At 66.3% G+C, this 23,661-nt stretch carries 14 protein-coding genes; 2 read left to right on the plus strand and 12 right to left on the minus strand.

The window, feature by feature from the left end:
* Nucleotides 1–53 precede the first annotated feature (53 nt).
* From DACI_RS27880 to DACI_RS27895, 4 genes are all read right to left on the minus strand, one after another.
* A complete protein-coding gene (locus tag DACI_RS27880; RefSeq protein ID WP_012207309.1) occupies nt 54–4,412 on the minus strand; it encodes an Ig-like domain-containing protein in 4,359 nt (1,452 codons plus the stop codon).
* Between the two features lie 13 nt (nt 4,413–4,425).
* Nucleotides 4,426–8,808 carry a carboxypeptidase-like regulatory domain-containing protein gene (locus DACI_RS27885; RefSeq protein WP_043782815.1) on the minus strand — a complete coding sequence of 1,461 codons (4,383 nt, stop codon included), beginning with the start codon at nt 8,806–8,808 and terminating at the stop codon, nt 4,426–4,428.
* Nucleotides 8,809–8,932: 124 nt separating this feature from the next.
* Nucleotides 8,933–9,616, minus strand: coding sequence for a hypothetical protein (locus DACI_RS27890; RefSeq protein WP_157059708.1), 684 nt, complete (start codon nt 9,614–9,616; stop codon nt 8,933–8,935).
* Nucleotides 9,617–9,879: 263 nt separating this feature from the next.
* The gene (locus tag DACI_RS27895) at nt 9,880–14,352 is read right to left on the minus strand and encodes an IPTL-CTERM sorting domain-containing protein (protein ID WP_043782820.1); all 4,473 of its coding nucleotides are present in this window, start codon (nt 14,350–14,352) and stop codon (nt 9,880–9,882) included.
* A gap of 358 nt (nt 14,353–14,710) precedes the next feature.
* Between DACI_RS27895 and DACI_RS27900 the strand changes: the two genes are divergently transcribed.
* Nucleotides 14,711–15,862, plus strand: a complete 1,152-nt coding sequence (locus DACI_RS27900; RefSeq protein ID WP_012207313.1) for a S1C family serine protease — start codon at nt 14,711–14,713, stop codon at nt 15,860–15,862.
* Between the two features lie 69 nt (nt 15,863–15,931).
* On the opposite strand, the gene DACI_RS27905 is transcribed toward DACI_RS27900, so the two are convergent.
* Nucleotides 15,932–16,834 (minus strand): D-hexose-6-phosphate mutarotase, encoded by a 903-nt coding sequence (locus tag DACI_RS27905; protein WP_012207314.1) that lies wholly within the window; start codon nt 16,832–16,834, stop codon nt 15,932–15,934.
* An 85-nt stretch (nt 16,835–16,919) separates the two neighbouring features.
* Between DACI_RS27905 and DACI_RS27910 the strand changes: the two genes are divergently transcribed.
* The gene (locus tag DACI_RS27910; RefSeq protein WP_043782822.1) at nt 16,920–18,110 is read left to right on the plus strand and encodes a spherulation-specific family 4 protein; all 1,191 of its coding nucleotides are present in this window, start codon (nt 16,920–16,922) and stop codon (nt 18,108–18,110) included.
* 85 nt (nt 18,111–18,195) lie between these two features.
* Here DACI_RS27910 and hisA read toward each other — a convergent pair whose 3' ends face one another.
* The 7 genes from hisA to hisD form a co-directional block, all read right to left on the minus strand.
* Nucleotides 18,196–18,936, minus strand: a complete 741-nt coding sequence (hisA, locus tag DACI_RS27915; RefSeq protein ID WP_012207316.1) for a 1-(5-phosphoribosyl)-5-[(5-phosphoribosylamino)methylideneamino]imidazole-4-carboxamide isomerase — start codon at nt 18,934–18,936, stop codon at nt 18,196–18,198.
* Between the two features lie 61 nt (nt 18,937–18,997).
* Nucleotides 18,998–19,666 carry an imidazole glycerol phosphate synthase subunit HisH gene (gene hisH, locus DACI_RS27920; RefSeq protein WP_013800802.1) on the minus strand — a complete coding sequence of 223 codons (669 nt, stop codon included), beginning with the start codon at nt 19,664–19,666 and terminating at the stop codon, nt 18,998–19,000.
* 81 nt (nt 19,667–19,747) lie between these two features.
* Nucleotides 19,748–20,353, minus strand: a complete 606-nt coding sequence (gene hisB / locus DACI_RS27925; RefSeq protein WP_012207318.1) for an imidazoleglycerol-phosphate dehydratase HisB — start codon at nt 20,351–20,353, stop codon at nt 19,748–19,750.
* Nucleotides 20,350–21,474, minus strand: a complete 1,125-nt coding sequence (gene hisC / locus DACI_RS27930; protein ID WP_012207319.1) for a histidinol-phosphate transaminase — start codon at nt 21,472–21,474, stop codon at nt 20,350–20,352. The genes hisB and hisC overlap by 4 nt, the downstream gene beginning before the upstream one ends.
* A 53-nt stretch (nt 21,475–21,527) precedes the next feature.
* A complete protein-coding gene (locus DACI_RS27935; RefSeq protein WP_012207320.1) occupies nt 21,528–21,965 on the minus strand; it encodes a PIN domain-containing protein in 438 nt (145 codons plus the stop codon).
* Entirely contained in the window at nt 21,962–22,210 is a 249-nt protein-coding gene (locus tag DACI_RS27940) for a DUF6364 family protein (RefSeq protein ID WP_043782827.1), read from the minus strand. The genes DACI_RS27935 and DACI_RS27940 overlap by 4 nt, the downstream gene beginning before the upstream one ends.
* Nucleotides 22,211–22,344: 134 nt before the next feature.
* Nucleotides 22,345–23,661 carry a histidinol dehydrogenase gene (gene hisD, locus DACI_RS27945; RefSeq protein ID WP_012207322.1) on the minus strand — a complete coding sequence of 439 codons (1,317 nt, stop codon included), beginning with the start codon at nt 23,659–23,661 and terminating at the stop codon, nt 22,345–22,347.

Genomic DNA, 23,661 nt, shown 5'->3' on the forward strand with positions numbered 1-23,661 from the left:
CACAGCGTTGTGATGACTGCGCCCCTGCAAATATGGCAAACAGGGCGGCCGCTTTACTCACCGCATCCTGGGGTACCGTCTGGCCCTTGCCCACCGTCCCCTGGTGCGCCGGGTTTACCGCCAGGCCCCTCTCCTCCCGCCCCCCCACCCCAAGGAGAACTACCTTTTAGAGGAGGGCTACCTCCAAATCCTGTTCCACCAGTTCCTCCACCCCCGGCCCCTCCAGGACTACTACCTTCAGCGCTGCAACCACCGCCAAGGCACCAAGGCGTGCAGCCCTGCGTCAACCCGATGGGTGTTCCGCCACCACCGGTCCCGCCACTGCTGCCCCAGCCACCAGAGCCACCGCCCACACCATGGCCTCCGGTCCCGCCAATCCCTCCAATGCCTGTACTTACGCACGCGCTACCAACTAGCCGGTTGAAAGTGGCCGAGAGAGAACGCGATTCCTCTTCGCCATTCGCGCAGATCCACGCCAACTCAACCGTGGCCCACATGGCGTAGGCAGCGCAACTGCCCGCATTGCGCGCATTCACCACGATGCTCTGCACCGCCCCCATCTCCGCCGAGCGCGCCTGCCTGAAGCCCATGCTTCGTGGGTGCAGCTTGACGGCCGTGATGCGGTAGGGAATGACCACGCGCTGCTTGGCGGCCAGGGTCTTGGGGATGTCGGCCAGGAATTCGTAGCGGTAGTACTCGTCGGACTGCGGCGGTGTGAAGACGACCTTGTCGGCCTGGATCAGGCCGTAGTTGGTCAGCGTGAGTTCGCCCGTGAATTCCTCGCCCACCTGCAGTTCGGGCAGGCTGATGGACAGGGGCTCCAGCAGCACCACGGGGGCCGGCACCTGGGTCTGGAAGGTGGCTTCCAGGGTGATCTGGTACTCGTCCTTGATGGTGGTTTCCGTCACGCTGAAGTCGATGCTGATGGTCTGGTACTGCAGGTGCACGCGCTCCGAGGTGGTGACGCCCGGGCGCACGAAGATGCGGCCCGACCTGTCGGCATGGCGCGGGCCGCTGGCCCGGTAGGTGTAGGTGCCGGGCGGCAGGTCGGTGAGCACGGCCTTGCCCTGCGCGTCCGTGGTGAGGGTGCGCAGATAGGTGAGCACGGCATCGTTTTGCAGGCGGATGCGCACGTTGGCCACGCCCGGTATGGGCTTGCCGCCCGCGTCCAGCGTTTCCGTGAACAGGTCGGTGGCATGGAAGCTCAGCCCGCCCTGCCCGCTTTGCGTGACGGCCACCGAGACGGGAATGGTGCCCGTGCCCTGGTTGCTGGCCGTGATCTGCAGTCGGTAGTTGTAGATGCCGTCGGCCACGTCCTTGCCCGGGCTTGCAGTGACCTGGATGGGCACCTGTGCGCCCACGTCCACGGCGCCGATGTGGCTGGCGCTGGACAGGAAGATCCAGGAAGGCGCGGCCTTGCCGTCCTTGTCCACCAGTTGGACCTTCACGTCCTGGGCCGCCACCAGGCCACGGTTGCCGATGGTGATGCCCTCGGTGACCGTCTTTTCCTGCTGCACGCCTGTTTCTATGTAGGTGGGGTTGGCAAACAGTTCGGGCAGGGCCTGCACCAGCCGGTAGTGGATGGTGAAGCTTCCGCGGGGCGTGTCGCCCGTCTCGCTGGCGTAGGCCGTGAGCACGACGGTGCCCGTCTCCCCGGCCGATGCACTGCCCGTGAAGCGGATGACCATGGGCACCGAGGCGCCTGCAGCCACGTTGACCGGGGCACCCGGCTCCACGCTGATGCCCGGCGGCAGGCTGCCGCTGGGCTGCTGGGCCGGAACCACGGCCCAGCGCACGCCGGTGGCGCCCGTGCCCGCGCTGGCACGCGCATTGACCGTGATGCTGGCGGCAAAGCCGCGCGGCGCGGTGAGCTGGTAGCTGGCCAGGTCGAAGCTCAGGCGGTTGATGGTGAAGCGCCCCTGCTCTGTGGTGGCGGTTTCTTCCGGGTGGATGACGGAGACGATGTAGGTGCCGTTGTCATTGGCCGTGGGCACGAATTCGTAGCGGTACTGGCCGCTGTCGTCGGTGGCGATGCCTATGCGCCGCTTGAAGCCCGAGATGTCCAGCACCATGCGCAATGCTGCGTTGGGCATGGGCTGTCCGCTGGCGCGTGACACGGCGGCGCCGGCAATGACGACGCGTTGCGCGCCATACGAGACCGCCGGGCTGACGGAGCTGACCGTGCCCGTATAGGGCGTCTTGGGCTGCTCGGGCTCGGGCGGCTTGTTGTTCACGGTGACGGAGCGCGTGGCCTCGCCGGTCTTGCCCGCCTTGCTGGAGGCCACGGCCCTGAGCGTAAGGGCACCGTTGGCCACGCCCGACGTGTCCCACTGCACGCTGTACGGAGCCTGCGTGGCCGAGCCGATCAGGCTGCCGTTGGCGAAGAAGTCGACCTTGGCAATGCCGTCCGGTGCCGAGGCGGCGACACCTACGGCCGTGCTGCCGACAACAGAGACATCCTGGCCCGGCACGGTGAAGTTCACCGTCGGAGCCGTGATGGTATAGGTCACGGCAACCACCGCGCTCCTGGGACTGGTGCCACGCGCATTGCTGGCCGTGGCCTCGATGCGGTGCGTGCCTTCGGCCGGCAAGGTCAGGCTGCCGGAGAAGCTGCCATTGGCTGGCACGGCCATCGGGCTGCCCACGGCCTGGCCGCCCAGATAAAGCTGCACCTGCGAGCCCGCCATGGCTGTGCCGGAGACCATCAGTTGCGGAGTGGACACCTGTGCGTTGTTGATGGGCTGCGCAATGACAGGGGCCGGCGGCGCGCTGAGGCTGAGCGTGAACGGGATGTCCAGCACGGCCGAGACCCCATCCACATCGGTGGCGGTGATGCCGAACCGGTGCACGCCATTGGGCAGTTGCGCAAAGTCGATGAACTGGCTGTGGCTGAACGGGCTGGTACTGCCGCCGCTGCGCTCGAAGATCTGCAGGCCGTTGATGGTGGCCTTGACGCTGGCGATGCCGATGGGGCTTTGCGCGGACACGGCCAATTCGCCTGCGGCGGAAATGGCGGCATTGGGCACAAGCGCGGTGCCTGCAAAGGTGGCGGTGAGGGCAGGACCTTGCCCGGCCTTTTTCTGTACCTGAACCGGTCGCGTTGCGGTATTGCTCAGGCCGATGCCGTTAGTGGCCCTGGCCTGCAGCGTGTAGTTGCCGTTGCGCACGGCAGCCAATGCCCAGGTGGTCTGGAAGGGGGGCTGGGTCAGCAAGGCAAGGCGCTGGCCATCGACCAGGATCTCCACCTGCTGCACGCCTTCAGGGTCGGTCACATTGATGGCGATGGCCGTGTCCTGCTCCAGCACGGCACCAGCGGCCGGCTGGGCGAACTGCACCAAAGGACCTTCCGGTGCGTAGGCAATGGGTTGCGCCAGCGAGAACTGGTTGATACCGCCCTGTGCCGTACGGAACTGCACATGGATCATCTTGTCGCCCGCGCCCATGGACAGCGTGTAGCTGGCCAGCGTGGGGTGGCCCACCATGTTCTGCCATGCGACGCCGTCGAACGGATCGCTTTCCTGCAGGCGGTACTGAGCAGCCTGCGGGCAATCAAGGCGCAGCTCCACGACACGCACGCGCGCGGCATAGCCTTGCGTGGGCACGATGGCGCAGGCCAGTACGGGCTCGGCCGTCAGGTAGGAACCATAGTCCACGCCCGTGCTGACGGCATTGCCCTGGCCTGCAGGGTTGGCCACCGCATCGCGCGGGCCGCTGGCATGACCCCACCAGTTACCTTGGGCCTGGACAATGCTGGCTGGGCTGGTGTTGCGGATACCGAACTGGGCATTGGCGGAGATATCCGATTCGCCGATGGCCGGCGTGGCGCTCTGCTCTGCCAGCAAACCCACGCCGTTGCCTGTGATGCGCGAGCGTGTGATGCGGGGGCTGCCGCTGCCCACGACGCGAATGCCGACGGCGTTGCCAGTGAGTTGCAGCCGGTCAAAGCTGTAGCCACCCCCTGCGAGCACCAGACCCGCACCGCCTGCCATATGGCTTGGCAAGCCGTCGGTGCTACCGGCATGGTGGATGGATAGGCCATCCAGCTTCAGGTGGGCGGGAAGGGCTTCAGGCGCCACCAGTACCCCCAGCCAGTCGCCGGCCTGCGGCGCCCGGGTTTGCGGCCCCTGCGGCTGCACCGGGCCCAGTTGCGAGTCGTCGTGGCTGCTGGTCAGCACCACGGAAGATCCTGTGTGCAGGCCACCACGCACGCTGATGCCGGCGCCCTGGCCGAATTTGACGATCACGCCATCGGCAATGGTCAGTTGGGCCGTGTCGGCGGCGATGGCTGTGGTCATGCCCAGGGCTATGGCCAGGGCCGCAACGGAACGATGCCGCAGCACAGCCAGCGGCTTGCTCCAGCCGGCCGCACACAGAAAGGAACGGGCGTGTTGGAAAAACGGGGAGCGTTGCATGGTCGCCTCCTTCTTATGGATTCACCGTGATCGGTGCACTGGTGGCCGGCGTGAAGCCGGGCGAGCTGGCCGTGATCTGGGTGGTGCCGGGAGCTACCGCCGTGAACGTGGCGTAGGCCGAGTTGCCCGAGTTGGCATTCCAGGTCACGCTGTCGGTGATCGTGCCTACGGAGGGGACGGAGCTGGTGAAGGTGATGGTCACGGGGACCGACGGGTACTGGTTGGTAGCCCAGTAAGCCCCTGGCACTTCAGCAGAGACATGGATGGAGGTCGCTTTCTGCCCAGTTTTCAACGAGGAGGGAACAGACTGGAGGCGCAACGTCGCTGCCACCGTTTCCGCGTTGATATAGACGGCGTCCATTCCTGCAGCAGAGGCTTCGATCTGCGTGGAACCTGTCTCCATACCGTTCACGCTGATGTAGGCCCGGCTCTGCCCTGCAGGAATCGTCACCGTAACCGGTGTCTCGCAGATCTCCGCCGCCACGCAGCGCAGGTTCACCGTCACCGCATCCGCTCCGTTGCTGACCACACCGTTGATCAAGCGCTCCACATACAACTCGCTGCTGTAGCTGTACAGCCCCTTGCCCACGATCAGCTTGCTGCCTCCGTAGCGTGTGAGCCTCAGCGCCTGGTTTGCAGCTACCACGGTCTGCACCTCCGACTTGCCCTCGGCCAGTCCTTGCACCTGCGCCAGAACCCGGTAGGTTCCCGCTGCACCGGGCCGCTCGATGTAGCCCCACCCCGTGTCCCTGCGGTCCTTGCCAATCGCAAGCTGCGAAACCAGAGCTCCTCCATCGGCAGCGGTGTAGATGCCTCCAACCACGCCTGCAGGACTCTGGTCCACCAGGCTCACCTGCACCGTCATCGCCTTGATCGCATACTGGTTGTCAGACCAGTACGCGCCAGGCACGCTCAGCACCACATAGAAGCTGTCCCGCAGGCTGGATGTCGAACGCTGCCCGTCCAGGCTTTCTATTCGCACTTGCGGCACGATGACCTCCACCGGCACAGGCATGGCCGCTGTAGCCCCTTCCGCTGTCGCCTCGATCTGCGTGGAACCCAGCTCCAGGCCACCCACGTTGATGTAGGCCCGGCTCTGCCCTGCAGGAATCGTCACCGTCGCCGGCGTCTCGCAGATCTCCGCCGCCACGCAGCGCAGGTTCACCGTCACCGCATCCGCACCATTGCTGACCACACCGTTGATCAAGCGCTCCACATACAACTCGCTGCTGTAGCTGTACAGCCCCTTGCCCACGATCAGCTTGCTGCCTCCGTAGCGTGTGAGCCTCAGCGCCTGGTTTGCAGCTACCACGGTCTGCACCTCCGACTTGCCCTCGGCCAGTCCTTGCACCTGCGCCAGAACCCGGTAGGTTCCCGCTGCACCGGGCCGCTCGATGTAGCCCCACCCCGTGTCCCTGCGGTCCTTGCCAATCGCAAGCTGCGAAACCAGAGCTCCTCCATCGGCAGCGGTGTAGATGCCTCCAACCACGCCTGCAGGACTCTGGTCCACCAGGCTCACCTGCACCGTCATCGCCTTGATCGCATACTGGTTGTCAGACCAGTACGCGCCAGGCACGCTCAGCACCACATAGAAGCTGTCCCGCAGGCTGGATGTCGAACGCTGCCCGTCCAGGCTTTCTATTCGCACTTGCGGCACGGTGACCTCCACCGGCACAGGCACGGCCGCTGTAGCCCCTTCCGCTGTCGCCTCGATCTGCGTGGAACCCAGCTCCAGGCCACCCACGTTGATGTAGGCCCGGCTCTGCCCTGCAGGAATCGTCACCGTCGCCGGCGTCTCGCAGATCTCCGCCGCCACGCAGCGCAGGTTCACCGTCACCGCATCCGCACCATTGCTGACCACACCGTTGATCAGGCGCTCCACATACAGCTCGCTGCTGTAGCTGTACAGCCCCTTGCCCACGATCAGCTTGCTGCCTCCGTAGCGTGTGAGCCTCAGCGCCTGGTTTGCAGCTACCACGGTCTGCACCTCCGACTTGCCCTCGGCCAGTCCTTGCACCTGCGCCAGAACCCGGTAGGTTCCCGCTGCACCGGGCCGCTCGATGTAGCCCCACCCCGTGTCCCTGCGGTCCTTGCCAATCGCAAGCTGCGAAACCAGAGCTCCTCCATCGGCAGCGGTGTAGATGCCTCCAACCACGCCTGCAGGACTCTGGTCCACCAGGCTCACCTGCACCGTCATCGCCTTGATCGCATACTGGTTGTCAGACCAGTACGCGCCAGGCACGCTCAGCACCACATAGAAGCTGTCCCGCAGGCTGGATGTCGAACGCTGCCCGTCCAGGCTTTCTATTCGCACTTGCGGCACGATGACCTCCACCGGCACAGGCATGGCCGCTGTAGCCCCTTCCGCTGTCGCCTCGATCTGCGTGGAACCCAGCTCCAGGCCACCCACGTTGATGTAGGCCCGGCTCTGCCCTGCAGGAATCGTCACCGTCGCCGGCGTCTCGCAGATCTCCGCCGCCACGCAGCGCAGGTTCACCGTCACCGCATCCGCACCATTGCTGACCACACCGTTGATCAGGCGCTCCACATACAGCTCGCTGCTGTAGCTGTACAGCCCCTTGCCCACGATCAGCTTGCTGCCTCCGTAGCGTGTGAGCCTCAGCGCAAATTTCGCCCGCACATCCACCTTCACCGCCTTGGCAATCAACCCCGGCGACGCGATATCCAGCACCGTCTGCCCCTCAGCCAGCGCTTTGACCGTGATCGGGGCGGTCGCATAGATCTGACCCTGGGGAATGAACACCTCGGCGGGGGTCACACCGGCAATCGCCGGGTCACGGCTGGCCACCGACACCGTGACACCACCTTGCGGAGCCGCCTTGCTCAACTGCACACGCAGGGCCCGACTGAGTTCCTCATTCATGACCAGATCAGCGGCCGGGTCCGTGTCGAGGCTGATGGCATCCACGCGCAGCACGGCCTGCGCCGGCTGGTAGCCGGTGGCAGTGGCCGTGATCCGGGTCGTACCCAGGGTCTGGCCTGCCACCGTGAAGGCCGCCTTGCTCTGGCCCGAGGGAATCTGCACGGACGCCGGGACCTGTGCCAGTCCTGCCTGCTCCGGTGCAAGGCTCACGGCCAGCCCTGCCGAGGGAGCAGGCTCAGTGGTCTCCAGTGTCACGCTGGCCTGTGCACCGGGCGCGACGATGACGCTGGCGGGCAGGACCAATGCCTTGCCACGCACGGAGACTGTTGCCAGGGCACTGGCATGGCCTTCGGCCTGGGCCGTCAGCCGGCTGCTGCCCTCGGCAAGGCCCGTCACTTCGAAGCTGGCGCCTTGTAGACCGGCCGGAATCAACACGGACGATGGAACAGAGAGCACGTTGGCGTCGGAGTTGCCCAACTGCACGCTTACACCACCGACGGGTGCCGGCGCGGGCAACGACACGGTCATGGCATAGGGCCGGTTGACACCGACGGTAGGACTGCCAGGGACAAGGCTCAGCGAGGGCAGATTGACGACTTCGATCTGCGTTTCGGCAAAGCCCAGTGTGGCGTGGCTTGCGGTGATGCGGGTGGCGCCCAGGGTGCTGGCCTGCACCTCCAGGTCCGCACTGGTCTGCCCCGGAGCCACGGTGACCCGCGACACGGCCGAAGCCACCGAGGGCACGCTGCTGGTGATGTCAACGACCAAGCCTTGTGCAGGTGCAGGTGCGTTGAGCGAGACCCTCAGCATGGCGACCACACCGGGACTGAGCCGGAGCCTGGCAGGCTCGATAGACAAGGGCGCCTGGCCTATCTGAATAAGGCCCTGTTGCACCAGATAGGGAATACCGACCATGCCCCAGATGACTTGGGAGCGAATGGTGCCCGAAGGAACTGCAATGGCGTTCAGCGAGTTGCCCTTTGCCGAATTGCCCTTGCCGGCTGGCGAGGACGCAAGATCAACGCCGATGGCCGGGCCGCTGTGGTGATTGAAGGCCGTGTTGTTGATGGAGGGGGAGGCGCTCTCGATGACCACGCCGCTGCCGTATTCGATGGTGACGTGGTCCAGCAGCGTCTGGGCGCTGCGCGTGCCTGCCGCCATGCGCCATTGCCGCCAGTCCCCGGGGGCCGGAGTTGCGGCCGCCGAGGTGATGAGGATGGGCTTGTCCGGCGTGCCCACGGCTTGCAGCGCGCCCTTCCTGAGCAGGAAACTGGCGCCTGCAGCCATGCGCAGGGTCACACCCGGCTCGATGGTGAGCGTGGCATCGCCATCGAGCACCACGTCGCCCTGCATCAGGTAAGGCGACTGGCTGGCACGCAACACCGTTTGGCTGGAGATGGTGCCGCTCAGCGTGGTCTGGGCCCAGGAGGGAGAGACCAGCAGCCATGCCAGCGCAAGACAGGCAATCTGCCATGCCTTCACCATGTCTGCCATGCGGGCCAGCGCGGTCACGGCCAGGACCTGCCAACGCAGAGGATTCGCTCTTCTACACACACCCACAGACCCATCCGTTCGCACGCTGTACTGCATCACCACTTCTCCCCCAATACTTGACTCGTTCAATCGTTGTGCTCGCTCAAAACCGCCCGCATGCCGCCTGAAGTCGGTGGCCCGCTGTTGTCCCGATGGCCTGCATGCTCGCCACCTGGGCCTGATAGGCCTGCCAGCCGCCCAGCAGCCAGTACACGGGCACTGCGTCAGGCCGCTCACCCAAAGAGGCCCGTTGCGCGGCCAATCGGGCACGCAACTCAGGCTCCGTCGAAGCGTCGGCTATGAACACCAAGGCCCGGGACGCGGAGACTCCTGGCTGGTCGCCGCGTGCCTTGCGGCTGGCTATGGCGTTCAGTTGGATGGCCAGATCGTGTGTGGCGTCCAGCCGGTGCGTTTGTTGTTCGTCAACGGGTGACTGCACAGCCGGCGCTGCATCCAGGGCCTTGCTGAGGGACAGCACCGTCCACGCCAGGCCCTGCCCCAGACTGGCGATCCAGTCGCTGGCGGACAGGTCCTGCAGCCTGGCCGATGCCGTGGGATGCAGGGCCACCGCCGCGCCGCCCAGCAAAGCCTTCACACGGCCAAAGCCCTGGCTGCGCAATTGCCGGCATGCCGCGTCAAGGTCCGCATGGTCCAGCCCGGTGCCCAGCAGGATGACTTCCTCCTGCATCAGAAAGCGCTTGCCTTGCAGCTGCGGCAAATCCATCTGCAGGGCCTGCGCGATGGGGGTAGCGCGCCTGTGCTGCGCCGGCCGAACGTCAACGAGCATGGCCGCCTGTGCGCCAGGGGAAACAAGGCGCTGCCGCCACTCGGCCGGACTCATCCAGCAGGAAGGGGTCAACGCCAGAGGCGGCACCTGACGGGGCCACGTCACAGGGGACTCGGCGGCCCTTGCGTCCCGTACGGCATGCGCGTCTGCCCGACAGGACTGCGGCTCGGCATCGGTCTGCGCCCGCAATGGTGCAGCCACCAGGACGGCTGCGCACACCGCCACTGCATGCGCCAGGCCAGCGCCACAAAAACGACGCAGCCTCATGCATCCATCCCCGCGCCTGCACGTGCGGCGCGTCGGCGCCTGTGCTGCAGGCAGGCGCCCAAGGCCATGAGGGCGGACAACAGGGCAAGGCCCGCCGCCTCCAGGCCAGGAACCGCCGTCAACTGATCCTCAGGCAACGGCCCGGACTGTATGACGGGGCCGCCCGGGTCCTTGATGACGCCATTGGCCTGCAGGTCATCGTCGCCCAGCTGGCCATCGGTGATGGTGTAGCTGATGCGATTGCCGTTGATCGACAGGTTCCTGGGCGCGTACCAGATGCTGCGGCCCCGCGAATGGGGCACAGGCCCGTACTTCAGGTAGCTGCTGATGCCGAACAGGTTGGGCCATTCGGTGGTGACCGTGACGGTACTGCCGACGTCGCAGCCAGTCAGTTCGTAGTCGAACACGCCGTGCGGAAAGAGCAGCACGTTGAACAGCGGCAGCCAGCCCTCGGGCTTGCGTACGGCCGTCTTGTCCGGGTTGAAGCGGCAGCTGGCACCGCCGCCCACCACCGAGGCTTTCAGCGTGCCGGAGCCGCTGGGTGTGGGCAAGGCCACATCCTTGCCGCCCACAGGCGCGGCCTGGTTTTGCAGGGACACGCGCACGGCTTCGCCCGCACCGGCCGCCGTCACGCGCATCTCGAAGGCCCCGACGAGTCCATTGGCGCGAAGAGCGGGCGACGCGGCAACGCCTGCCGCATCGGTGACGGCCTGCGCTGCGAGCGTGCCACCGTCAAACACGGCGCTTGCTCCACTGTCCGGCAGCGCAAAGACCACGGCGTGGCCGGCCACGGCGGCGCCCTTCGCATCGGTGACCTTGACACGTACGGGTGCCGCATAGGCGGCTCCCACGGTGGCCGTCTGCCCATCCCCTGTCAACTTGACAATGCGCAGCACGGGCGCCGTGCCATCCAGGTTGTCCAGCGTGAAGCGCACGCCGCCGGGCAAGGCCTCGACGCCGGCGGATACGGTGAAGCTGCCCGCAGTGCCCGTGGCGGTGAGCGCCGGGCTGCGTGCCAGGCCCTGTGCGTCGGTGAGCACGCGCGCCTGGCGGCTGCCGCCGGCAAAGCGTGCGGAGGCCCCGCTGGCGGGAGCGTCGAATGCGACTTCCTGCCCCGCCACCGGGTTGCCGTCAGCCGTCTGCAGGCGCACCTGCAGCGGCAGCGCAAACGGCTGCTCCAGCCTGGCGGACTGCAGGTCGCCGGACACGATGGAAAGCGTCCAATCCCGCGCGGCCTCCTCCTGCCACTGGGCGGCGACCAGGCCTATCCACTGCGCCAGCGATTGCAGAGCCACATTCCGGGTACCGTGGGATGGCAGCGCCCTCAACAGGGGCTGGGCCTGCACCAGGGCCGAGAGGGCCTGGGCCGGCTTTTGCTGCTCCATGGCGACCCGAGCCTGGCCCAGCAATGCCTCGACGGCCTGCCGCTGGTCTGCCGTGGCCTGCGCCAGCGCAGCCACTGCTGCCCGGGTGTTAGCGGCGGCTTGAGGTTCTGCGATGACGGTGACCGGCTGCGACCAGCTGTCCACCAGCGACTTGTCGCCGGCCTTGCGCAACTGCGTCTCGACCGTGGTGGCCAGCGAGGTGCCTGGCAGGTCCAGCCAGGCCTGCACCTGCAACTCGGCCTGGGAGGCGGGCTCCAGGGTCCACCTGACCCGATCACCGTCGACCACGGCCTGCGGCGAGGAGGAACGCAGCTTCATGCCACTGGCCAGGGTCATGGCCTGCTCCAGCGCAACGGCTTGCGTGCTGCGGTTGGCAATGCTGGTTCTGACGCGCACGGCGGATTGCGCCAGCATGGGCTCGGACACAGGCGGAACCAGGGCAGTGAAGCGCGTCTTGGTCCAGTCTTTCCACGAAGCCGCAACCGCGCCTTGCGCCAGGGCATCGAAGCCGATCACCAGAACCTGGCCCTTGCCGTGGGCCACGCCCAACGCAGCGGTCTGCCCTGTGCCATAGCGGGCCAGTTCCGAGCCTGCGCCCTCGTTCTGCAAAGCCCACGCCTGGCCTTGCAGCGCCAGCGCCGCATCGCCCAAGCCTGCATCGCCCAGGTGCACAGAGACGCCCGCAGGCAATGGCTGGCCTGAGCGGCTGCCGCCCCAGACGTCGGCCAAGGTGTCCGGCAACGCGCCCGGTGCGCCATCGATGACCAGCGAGGCACCGCGGTAGACGGCGGCCCGCACTTCCTCCATCTGGGAAGCGGCCAGGTCGTCCACCGATCCATGGAGCCAGAGCGCGCTGAAGTCGCCGGCACGCAAGGCCTTGCGGAGCTCACTTGGGGTGACCGCCAACTGCACCGAGCCATCGGCCTGCGCCAGCAGATCCTGCAGAGCCTGGCGCTTGCCGTCCGTGCAAGCCGTATCGGCGCCGCATGCGGCATAGGCCAGCACACGCAGGCCCTGGTCCAAGGTCTGCGAGGCGGCCACGGAGGCCTCCTGCTCGCGCCTGAGCAGCGTACTGGCCGCGTTGTTGCCGGTGACGGGGTCGCGGGTGGCCGCGCCGATGCGCGCGGCCAGCAGGAATTCCCTGGCCGTGGAGCCTGCTGCAGGACGCACCTGCAGCACCAGGGTGGGGGCGGAGTCCTTGGCCATGTCGCCCAGGGTCCAGCGGCCCTGCGAATAGCTGCCCGCCGATGCCGACTGGCTGGCGATCTCCAGCCCCTGGGGCAGGTCCACATGGACGACGGTGGCCGCTGCAATGGTCGGCCCGGCATTGCGTGCCGTGATGGTGACCGTGGAGCCACCGTCGCGCGCCATGGTGGCCGGTGCCGCCGTCACGCTGATGCCAGTGTCCGCTTCCGGTTCGGGATCTGGACCGGTCGCCTTGGCGGAGCGCTTTGCAAACAGATAGCCCGCAGCCGCCGTACCGGTGGCCAGATCAATGCCCGATATGCGTCCCGGTGCGGACTGGCCGCCCGCCGTGCCCGCAAGCGCAGCGCCATCGACCAGCCCCTCGCTGACGGCAGCCGACAGCGCATAGCTGCCCTGCAGCAGTCCATCGAATCGGAATTGGCCCTGGGCATCGGTGTGGGCAGTGGCCAGCACCGACTCCCCGGTGCCTGCCCGCGTGCCGGTGAGCTTGATTTCGAGCACGGGGATGGCGGGCTCGCCTGCATCGCGCAGCCCGTTGGCATTGCGGTCCTCGAAGGCCGCGCCGGCAATGCTGGCCTGTGCCTCGCCAGCGACCAGGCCGATGGTGTAGCGGCCCGTGGTGTTCACGTCGAACAGGTTCAGGTAATAGCTCCAGCTCAGGTCCTCGTTGCGCTGTCTGGACAGCCAGACGTTTTCGCCAGGAACGACGTAGCCGTCGGAGCGGACCACCTGCCGGGGAAGACGGGTGCCCCTGGAGGGATCGGGCACGCGCGCATAGGCCATGCCATTGGTCACGGGATTGAACTGCAGGCTGGCGGTGGCACCGGAGGGCACGAATTGCGCGGATCGGCTTTGATCGCTGACCTCGGTATCCACGCCATCGGATTCATAGACGCGGTAGACATCGCCATCCAGGGCCAGAAAATCGCGGACCTTGTCGCGTCCCGGAAGATCGACACGCACATCCTGGACCAATTGATGGGTATTGACGGTCTTGATCAGGGACGTCAGGGCACCGCCCAGCGAATCCGCATGGGTGAATCCGGCCGTGAATTCGACAAATTTGCCGGCCAGGCTGGACACCATGTTCCAGCGCCCATGCAGGGACGATCCCGGCGTGATGTCGCCAAAGTCGAGCAGCAGGCTTTTGCCTGCTGGCGCATCGTTGACATAGCCGCTCAGAATCTGGAAATTGACAAGCAGCCCTTGCCGGTTTTCGACAATGCGGGGCTGGGCGGTATCGATCTTGGTCTTGTACGAGGTGCCGCCACCACTGTTCTTGATGCGCACGCCCAGCGTGAAGGGGTCGGAAGGCTCGACCTCGGGTGTGAAGGCATCGTCACCCGGAACATCACGGGGCAGGAAGTAGTCAAGCACCAGTTCAGGCTGGGGCCGCACGACGATGGACTCTGGTGCAACCTCCACGGTGTCGGTCTTGCCATCCAGCGTGTAGGTGACCTTGGCGCCTATGTAGTAGACCGCACCCTGGGGATCGCGGCCGCCCGTGCCGGCTGCGGGAATGATCAGCCATCGGACATTGGCGACGGCCTTGGGAGCAATCGTGCCGCCCTGCAGGGAAGTGATGCCCTCGACCCCATCCGTGCGGTAGAAAAAGCGGGCTCCGGAGGCTGCGGGATCCGTGGTGGCGATCACCGTCTGGTTGTTCGCATCCAGGAACTGCAGCGTGATGCTGACGTTCTCCAGCTTTTGGTCCGCCAGGCCATTGGTGATCACCATCCTGGCGTCAAATGCCTGGCGCTCCAGCGAAAGTTTTTGCTCTATGACAATCTTGACTTCGGCACATACCGCATCGGCGGCCTGTGCAAAGGCAATGCCGATGGTTCCTGCAATGGCAAACACCGCGCCAACCAATAGCATCAGCCATCTGGGCGCAATCCTCCCCGAGTCTTTCCACTCCATAGCCCCTCCGTCCCCGCTCTATTCATTGGGCCGCGATTGTATTGAAATTCCTCACCCGTATCAAATCGTGACTTGAAAAAATAATTAGCAAGCCAATTTAAATAAGACTTGTCCCATTTCAAATGGCGCAACAAAAAAATTGACACGCCCTTCAGCGCTTCAGGAAAAGGCAAAATCGGCACATCCCGATATAGCAATGTCGGTTGTCCGGTGATTCATCGATCACCCAGCGCCCCAGCGAACGCGCCCACCACCGCCCTGTGTACGACATGCCTCACAATGAGGCCTTGTACTCCCGCACAGAACACCACACTTCATGAAACGCACCTGGCTGCTGTTTTCGCAGGCGGTCACCATCCTGGTGGCTGCCTACTTTGTCGTCGCCACCCTGCAGCCGGACTGGCTGCGCCGTGGAGCCGTGCGCAGCAATGCCGGCATCGCGTTGCTGGAGGCGCCGGCCACGCCCGTTGGAGAAGTCAGCCCCGGCAGCTTTGCACCTGCCGCCAAGAAGGCAGCGCCGGCCGTGGTGAGCATCAACACCAGCAAGGCGGTGCGCCATCCGCGCAGCAACGATCCGTGGTTCCAGTTCTTCTTCGGCGACCAGGGCACGCAGGAGCAGGCGGGCCTGGGCAGCGGCGTGATCATCAGCACCGACGGCTACATCCTGACCAACAACCACGTGGTCGAGGGTGCCGATGACATCGAGGTCACGCTGACCGACAGCCGCCAGGCCAAGGCCCAGGTGATCGGCACCGATCCCGAGACCGACCTGGCCGTGCTCAAGATCGCCCTGGACAAGCTGCCCGTCATCGTTCTGGGCAATTCCGACCAGATCGACGTGGGCGACCGCGTGCTGGCCATCGGCAACCCCTTCGGCGTGGGCCAGACGGTGACCAGCGGCATCGTCAGCGCACTGGGCCGCAGTCAGCTGGGCATCAATACCTTCGAGAACTTCATCCAGACCGACGCCGCCATCAACCCTGGCAATTCGGGCGGCGCACTGGTGGATGCCAGCGGCAATCTGCTGGGCATCAATACCGCCATCTATTCGCGCTCGGGTGGCAGCATGGGCATCGGCTTTGCGATTCCCGTGTCCACGGCCAAGCTGGTGCTGGACGGCATCGTCAAGGACGGCCGCGTGGTGCGCGGCTGGATCGGCGTGGAGCCCAATGAACTGTCGCCGGAACTGGCCGAGACCTTTGGCGTGAAAGCCGACTCCGGTGTGATCATCACCGGCGTGCTGCAGGCGGGCCCCGCGGCCCAGGCCGGCATGCGACCGGGCGATGTGATCGTGCAGGTGGGCGACAAACCCATCCGCAATGTGTCCGAGCTGCTGACCGCCGTGGCCGCGCTCAAGCCCGGCGAGGCCGCGAAATTCGATGTGCGCCGTGGCGAAGGCCCCGTGGAGCTGCAGATCACCCCGGGCCTGCGCCCTGCGCAGTCGGCACAACGCATGCAGCGCCGCTGACCCGGTCCCCGCCCCAACGAAAAAGCGCCTGTTCACAGGCGCTTTTTCCATTGCAGGGCCGGCGCTGAACTACAGCTTGTGCAAACGCTGCGCCGCGCGCCAATGCGCGCCGGGCGCCACATGCACGGGCGCATCGATGGCGGCGGCCTCCACGCACAGCATCTGCCGCCACCCGTGCGGCGGCATGTCGGCCAGGCGGGCACACAGCGCAGGACCGGGGTTCCAGACCACGGTCTCGCTCCAGGCAGCATCCTGCGAGATGCGCAAGCCTCCGGCAGGAGCGTCCAGCTCCATGGTCTTCCCGGGCCGGGGGTAGACGCGATCGAGCTCTTCGCCAAAGCGCACGTCGCCTTGCTGCGTGGGGTGGGTGTCGGCCACGGCATCCCAGTAGGGCAGGCCGTCAAGGCCTTGCAGCCGGCATTGCTCCACGTCCGCCACGCGCAGGTAGCTGTGCAAGGCGGCAGTGAAGGCCAAAGGCGTGTCTCCCCGGTTGTGCACCACCAGCTCCGCGTCAAGCCGGCCGGGCAACAGCGTCACCTCCAGCCAGGTCTCGAAGGAGTGCGGCCAGACGGCGCGCGTCTGCGGCGTATCGGCAAGCTTGAGCCGCAGGAACAAGCCATCGCCGGCAAGAACCTCGGCCTGTGCTGCATCGGCCTGCCACGTCAGGGTGCGCGCAAAGCCGTGCTTGACCAGCGGGCCGCGTTGGTTGAATTGGGGAAAGCAGACCGGAATACCGCCGCGTATGGGTGTGTGGCCGTCATGGGCGGCATGAGGGCTCAGGAACAGTTGCTCCTCGCCACCTGCCTGCCAGGACAGCAGCTGCGCACCCTGCAAGGCCACCAGAGCGGTATCGCCGCAGGCCAGGCGCAGGCGGATGGCGGGCAGGCCCTGCCATGCATCAGCGCAGGCGCCGGGAGCTTGCGCGGCCGCAGGTAAAGCTGTTACTGCGGGAAAGGAAGATGTAACTTTCATGCTTGAATATAGCCTTTCCCCCGCTCAGCCCTCCTCTGTCATGCAACGCTCCCACGCTCCCTCTCCTCTTGTCCTGCGACTCGGCATGCTCGCCCTGGCCGCCTCGGTGGCCTCCTGCGGCGGAGGCGGCGGTGGTGACAGCAACGCTGGCGGTGGCAATGGCGGTAATGGGGGTGACGGCGGCACCGGCCAGCCCGGAGTGACCTCGGTCACCGTGCAATGGACGGCCCCGGCCGCCAGGGATGTGGTGACTGCTGGCTCGGCACTGACCCTGCGCGCAGGTGTTCTGGCCGACGGCGTGAATGCCGCCGATGGAACCGTGGTGAGCTTCAGCGCAGCCACAGGCGTCAGCACCTCGGCACTGACCAGCTCCGGCGTGGCAACGGCTTCGCTGACCGGCGCCACGCCGGGCCGCCAGCAGGTGCAGGCCAGCGCCACCGTGGCAGGCCGCACGGGCAGCGCTTCGCAGACTTTCTATCTGCGTCCTGCGCCTGCACCGCTGCGGGTGCTGGTGCCCACGTATTTCTATCCCACCGGCTCGGGAGCCACGGCCTGGAATGCGCTGACGGCCAGCGCACAGGCGAATCCGACCGTGCAGATGACGGCCATCCTGAATCCGGCCAACGGCATTTTCAGCGGCCCGGACGCGAACATCACGCGCGCCGCCACCGCTTTTGCCAACGCGGGCGGGCAGCTGGTGGGCTATGTGAGCTCCAGCTATGGCACGGGCACGCGATCGCTGGCCAGCATCCAGGCCAATATCGACAACTATTTCACGCACTACGGCGCGGGCCTGGTCAAGGGCTTCTTCATTGACGAGATGGCGGCCACCACCAACCGGCTGGACTTCTACCGCAGCATCTACCAGTACATCAAGGCCAAGAATCCCAACCTGATCGTGATCGGCAACCCGGGCCTCGTGCCCGTGGCCGGTTATGCCGATGTGGCCGATGTGCTGACCACGTTCGAGGGCAAGGGCTCCACCTACGCCACCTACGATCCGCGCACGACGAGTTTTGACTGGCTGTACGGGCTGCCCAACAGTCACCAGGCCTCGCTGGTGCACAACGTGTCGGGCTGCGCGGCCATGCAGACGGCCGTGCAGTCGGCCGCCTCGGCCCGCTACCAGGCGGGATGGATCTATGTGACCCAGCTGGAGTTCGAGCCCAGCACCGGCGTGGGCAACCCCTGGGCCGGGCTGCCGAATTACTGGGATGCGTTTGTGCAGACCGTGCGCGCCACCAATGCCGGGCAGGCCATGCCCGCCTGCTCGTAAAGAAAGCCTGAATCCCTGGCGCTGAATGCAGCGCGGGCGCCTGTGAAGCACAGGCGCCCGCGAATAAAGGGAAGGCGCAGGCCGTTCAGGCCCTGAGCTCGTCGGCGCGGGCCTGCGCCGCGGCGAAGTCAAGGTCGCCCGAGTAGATGGCGCGGCCGCAGATCACGCCTTCGATGCCTTCGTCCTCGACCTTGCACAGCGCCTCGATGTCGGCCATGCCCGCCAGGCCGCCCGAGGCGATGACGGGAATCTTCAGCGATTGGGCGAGATTGACGGTGGCGTCGATGTTGATGCCCGTGAGCATGCCGTCGCGGCCGATGTCGGTGTAGATGATGGACTCCACGCCCCAGTCCTCGAAGCGCTTGGCCACCGAGTGCACGTCCTGGCCCGTGAGCTTGCTCCAGCCGTCGATGGCCACCTTGCCGTCCTTGGCGTCCAGGCCAACGATCACATGGCCGCCGAAGGCGCTGCAGGCGTCCTGCAGAAAGCCCGGGTTCTTCACGGCAGCGGTGCCGATGATCACGTAGCTGATGCCGGCGTCTATGTATTTCTCGATGGTGTCCAGGTCACGGATGCCGCCGCCGAGCTGCACCGGGATCCGGCCGTCCACCTCTTTGAGGATGGCCTTGATGGCCACCAGGTTCTTGGGCTGGCCCGCAAACGCGCCATTGAGGTCCACCAGATGCAGGCGGCGTGCGCCGGCGTCGAGCCAGCGGCGGGCGATGATGGCCGGGTCTTCGCCGAACGTGGTCGACTGGTCCATATCACCCTGGATGAGGCGTACGCAGTGGCCGTCCTTGAGGTCGATGGCAGGAATGAGCAGCATGATGGTTTGCGAGCAATGAAGGCCTGGGATGCAGCGGCCGGTGCGGGGAGGGAAAGAGGGTTCAGGGCTTCCAGCCCAGAAAGTTGCGGAACAGGGCCAGGCCCTGGTCCGCGCTCTTTTCGGGGTGAAACTGGGTGGCGAAAATATTATCGCGTGCGATGGCGCAGGCAAAGCGCCCGCCGTAGTCGGCCTCTGCAGCGCAATGCTGGGGCTGCTGCACCACGGCGTAGAAACTGTGCACGAAGTAGTAGAAGCTGTCTTCGGGAATTCCACGCCACAGCGGGTGGGACTGCCCGGCATTGTGCTTGCGGTGCACGCGGTTCCAGCCCATTTGCGGCACCTTGAAGCGGCTGCCGTCGGCCTGGACGCGGCCCGCCAGATCGAACTTGCGCACATTGCCGGGGATCAGGCCCAGGCCAGGCACATCGCCCTCGTCGCTGTGGTCCAGCAGCATCTGCATGCCCACGCAGACGCCGAACAGGGGCTTGTTGGCAGCGGCGTGCAGCACGGCGTCCTGCAGGCCGGATTCGCGCAGTTCGCGCATGCAGTCGGGCATGGCGCCCTGGCCCGGCAGCACGACCCGGTTGGCGGCCAGCACCACCTCGGGATCGGCGGTGACCACGACCTGCCAGCCGGAGTCGGCGGCGGCCGTGCGCACGGCCTGGGAAACCGAGCGCAGATTGCCCATGCCGTAATCGACGACGGCGACGGTGTTGTCAGTCAAACTCATAGCGTGTGGCGCGTGTTCGGTCGGATTTTCGGCTGGATTGCCCGGTCAGATCAAGCTCTGACCGGAGTCAATCGCTTCTCTTTACAGAGCGCCCTTGGTCGAGGGGATGACGCCGGCCATGCGCTCGTCATGCTCCAGCGCAAAGCGCAGGGCGCGTGCGAAGGCCTTGAAGATGGTCTCGCACTGGTGGTGTGCGTTGAAGCCCTTGAGATTGTCGATGTGCATGGTCACACCCGCATGGTTGACGAAGCCCTGGAAGAATTCGTAGACCAGCTGGGTGTCAAGCTGGCCGATGCTGCCGGCCGTGAATTTCACGTCCATGTGCAGGCCCGGGCGGCCCGAGAAATCGATGACCACGCGGCTCAGGGCCTCGTCCAGCGGCACATAGGCATGGCCGTAGCGGCGGATGCCCTTCTTGTCGCCCACGGCCTTGGCAAAGGCCTGGCCCAGGGTGATGCCGATGTCCTCCACCGTGTGGTGGCCGTCGATGTGCAGGTCGCCCTCGCAGTCGATATCGAGGTCGATCAGGCCATGGCGCGCGATCTGGTCGAGCATGTGGTCCAGAAAGCCGATGCCCGAGCGCAGGCTGGCCTTGCCCGTGCCGTCCAGGTTGATGGCGACCTTGATCCGGGTCTCGGCGGTGTTGCGCTGCACTTCGGCGGTGCGTGCGGGAGCTGCATTGCTCATAGGGATTCCTTCAGGGCCGCCAGCATCTGGGCGTTTTCTTCGTGGGTGCCCACGGTCAGTCGCAGGCAGTTGACCAGCAGCGGGTGCATGGCAGAGACATTCTTCACCAGCACGCCCCGGGCCTTCATCTCGGCCTGGGCGCGCGCGGCATCGCGCACGCGCAGCAAGACCATGTTGGCCTCGGATGGCCAGATCTTTTCCACACCCGGCAGCGTGGCCAGCGCATCGATCAGCGGCTGGCGCTCGGCGCGGATGGCCACGGCCTGCTGCGCATACAGCGCCTCGTGCTCCAGCGCGAAGATGGCCGTCTCGCAGTTGAGCACGCTGATGTTGTAGGGCGGGCGCACCTTGTCGATCTCGCCGACGATGGCGGCCGGGCCGATCAGGTAGCCCAGGCGCGCACCGGCCAGGCCGAACTTGCTGAGCGTGCGCATCAGCAGCACATGGGCGTTGCGGGCCGGGTCGGCGCGCATGTTCTGTGCCCAACTGCGGCGGGCGAAGGGCTGGTAGGCCTCGTCCATGACGACCAGGCCGCCGATGGCGGCGACCGCGTCGATCACGGCCTGCACATCGGCCTCGGCCCAGAGCGTGGCCGTGGGATTGTTGGGATAGGCGATATAGGTGATGGCGGGGCGGTGCTCGGCAATGGCGGCGCGCATGGCGGGCACGTCCAGCTCGAAGTCGGCCGTCAGGTTGACGCCCACAAAGTCCAGGCCCTGCAGCCTGGCGCTCATGGGGTACATGACGAAGCCCGGCATGGGCGCCAGCATGGTGGCGCGGCCCTCGGCGTGGGGCTGGGCACAGGCCAGGGCCAGCAGCGTGATGATCTCGTCCGAGCCATTGCCCAGCAGCACGGCACTGCCGGCCGGCGCCTGCGCGTAGCGGGCCAGCATGTCCTTGAGCACTTCCTGGCGCTCGCCAGGGTAGCGGTTGATCTCAAGCCGGCCCAGGCGCTCGCCCAGCGCGGCCTGCAATTGAGGGGGCAGGCGGAAGGGGTTCTCCATCGTGTCCATCTTGAGCAGGCCTTGCGAGGGCTGCACATGGTAGGCATGCATGGAGCGGACATCGGCGCGGATGCGCTCCAGGGCCAGGGCCTGAACCTGCGGAATGGAAGCTGTCATGGCATGCACACTTTCACGAGTCAGTGGGGGAAGAAATCCATCAGCGAAGCCGCTCAGGCCTGCTGCTGCGGCGGCGCCTGGTGCAGCGGGTGCACCATGGCGACGCCGCCAAACTGGGTGCCGTGCGGCAGGTGCAGGGTCAGCATCTGCTCGCAGCCGCTGTGCTGGGCGCAGGCCACGGCCAGGCAGTCGCCAAAGGCCAGTTGGTGGCGCGATTGCACGGCCCAGGCGGTTTCCAGCGTGGCGGCATCGGTCTTCCAGGGCGTCCAGGTCTGGTAGCGGCGGATGGCGGCGCGCGCATCGCCCTGCGGCAAAGGCTGGGCGGCCGTGGTGACCTGTTCATAGAACTCGCACAGCGACTGGCTGCCGGTGCGCCCGCTGCGCGTGCGCCACAGCAGGTCCAGCCACTGCAGCACGGCGGCATGCAAGGCGCCCTGCCCCGTGTCTTCGGCAGCGACCAGCACGGAGGTATCGACAAAGACGGTGTTCATGCCTGGCCCTCGCGGCGCAGCGCGGCACTGCGCTGGGCGGGCTGTGCAGATGACGGCTGGCCGCCGTCCCAGCCGCGCTCGTCGGTGCGCCAGGCCAGGTAGGCGCGCTCGTAGGCATCCTCGCGGCGCTGCATCTCGGCCATGAAGTCGCCCACCATGCGCGAGACGCTGGTGCCGCGGCGCGCGGCCTCGATGCGGGCCCATTCGAGCACGCTGTCTTCGACGGTGATGGTGAGGTTCTTCACAGGGCGCAAGTCTACACGAAATTCGTGCTCCACTGATTTCGTGTCAATTCTTGACACGCTTGCTCCAGCGTTCAGGCAGCAAAAAGCGCCGCCCCTTTCGGTGACGGCGCCTTCGCCCAACAGGAAGCGAGTGTCTACTTCAAACGCATTTCGGCCGCACGCGCATGGCCTTGCAGGCCTTCGCCATGCGCCAGCACCGAGGCGATGCGGCCCAGGGTCTGGGCGCCCTGCTCGCTGACCTCGATGAGGCTGGATCGCTTCTGGAAGTCATAGACCCCCAGCGGCGAAGAAAAGCGCGCCGTGCCGCTGGTGGGCAGCACATGGTTGGGGCCGGCGCAGTAGTCGCCCAGGCTCTCGCTGGTATAGGCACCCAGGAAGATGGCGCCTGCATGGCGCAGCAGCGGCTCCCACTGGTGGGGATCGTTGCTGGAGACTTCCAGGTGCTCGGGCGCGATGCGGTTGCTGATGGCGCAGGCCTCCTGCATGTCGCGCGTGAGGATGAGGGCACCCCGGTCGCTCAGGCTCTTGGCGATGATGGCGCGCCGCGGCATCTCGGGCAGCAGGCGGTCGATCTCGCGCTGGACAGCGGCGATGTAGTCGGCGTCGGGGCACAGCAGGATGCTTTGCGCCAGCTCGTCATGCTCGGCCTGGCTGAACAGGTCCATGGCCACCCAGTCGGGCGGCGTGCTGCCGTCGGCCAGCACCAGGATTTCACTGGGGCCGGCAATCATGTCGATGCCCACGGTGCCGAACACCCGCTTCTTGGCGCTGGCCACATAGGCATTGCCGGGGCCGGTGATCTTGTCCACCTTCGGAATGGTGGCCGTGCCGTAGGCCAGGGCCGCCACGGCCTGGGCACCGCCGATGGTGAAGCCGCGCGTGACGCCGGCCACATAGGCGGCGGCCAGCACCAGGGCATTCTTCTCGCCGCGCGGCGTGGGCACGACCATGATGATTTCCTGCACGCCAGCCACGTGGGCGGGAATGGCATTCATCAGCACGCTGGAAGGATAGGCCGCCTTGCCGCCGGGCACATAGATGCCCACGCGGTCCAGCGGCGTGACCTTCTGGCCCAGCAGGGTGCCATCGGCGTCACGGTAGCTCCAGCTTTCGCCGCTGGCGCGCTTTTGTGCCTCGTGGTAGGTGCGCACGCGCTGGGCGGCGGCCGTCAGCGCATCGCGCTGCTCGTCACCCAGGCTGTTGAAGGCGGCCTTGAGCTCAGCCTGCGTCAGCTCCAGCGCTGCCATTCCGTCCACCTGCAATCCGTCGAAGCGCGCCGTGTACTCCAGCACGGCCGCATCGCCACGCTTTTGCACATCGGCCAGGATGTCGGCCACGCGCTGCTCGATGGCCGCGTCCGTGTCTGCCGACCAATGCAGGCGCTGCGCAAAATCGTGTTCGAAGTTGGCATCCGCAGTCGACAGGCGGGCAGGGGCAGCTACATATTCCAT

The sequence above is a fragment of the Delftia acidovorans SPH-1 genome, from assembly GCF_000018665.1.
GTDB classification, from domain to species: Bacteria; Pseudomonadota; Gammaproteobacteria; order Burkholderiales; family Burkholderiaceae_C; genus Comamonas; species Comamonas acidovorans.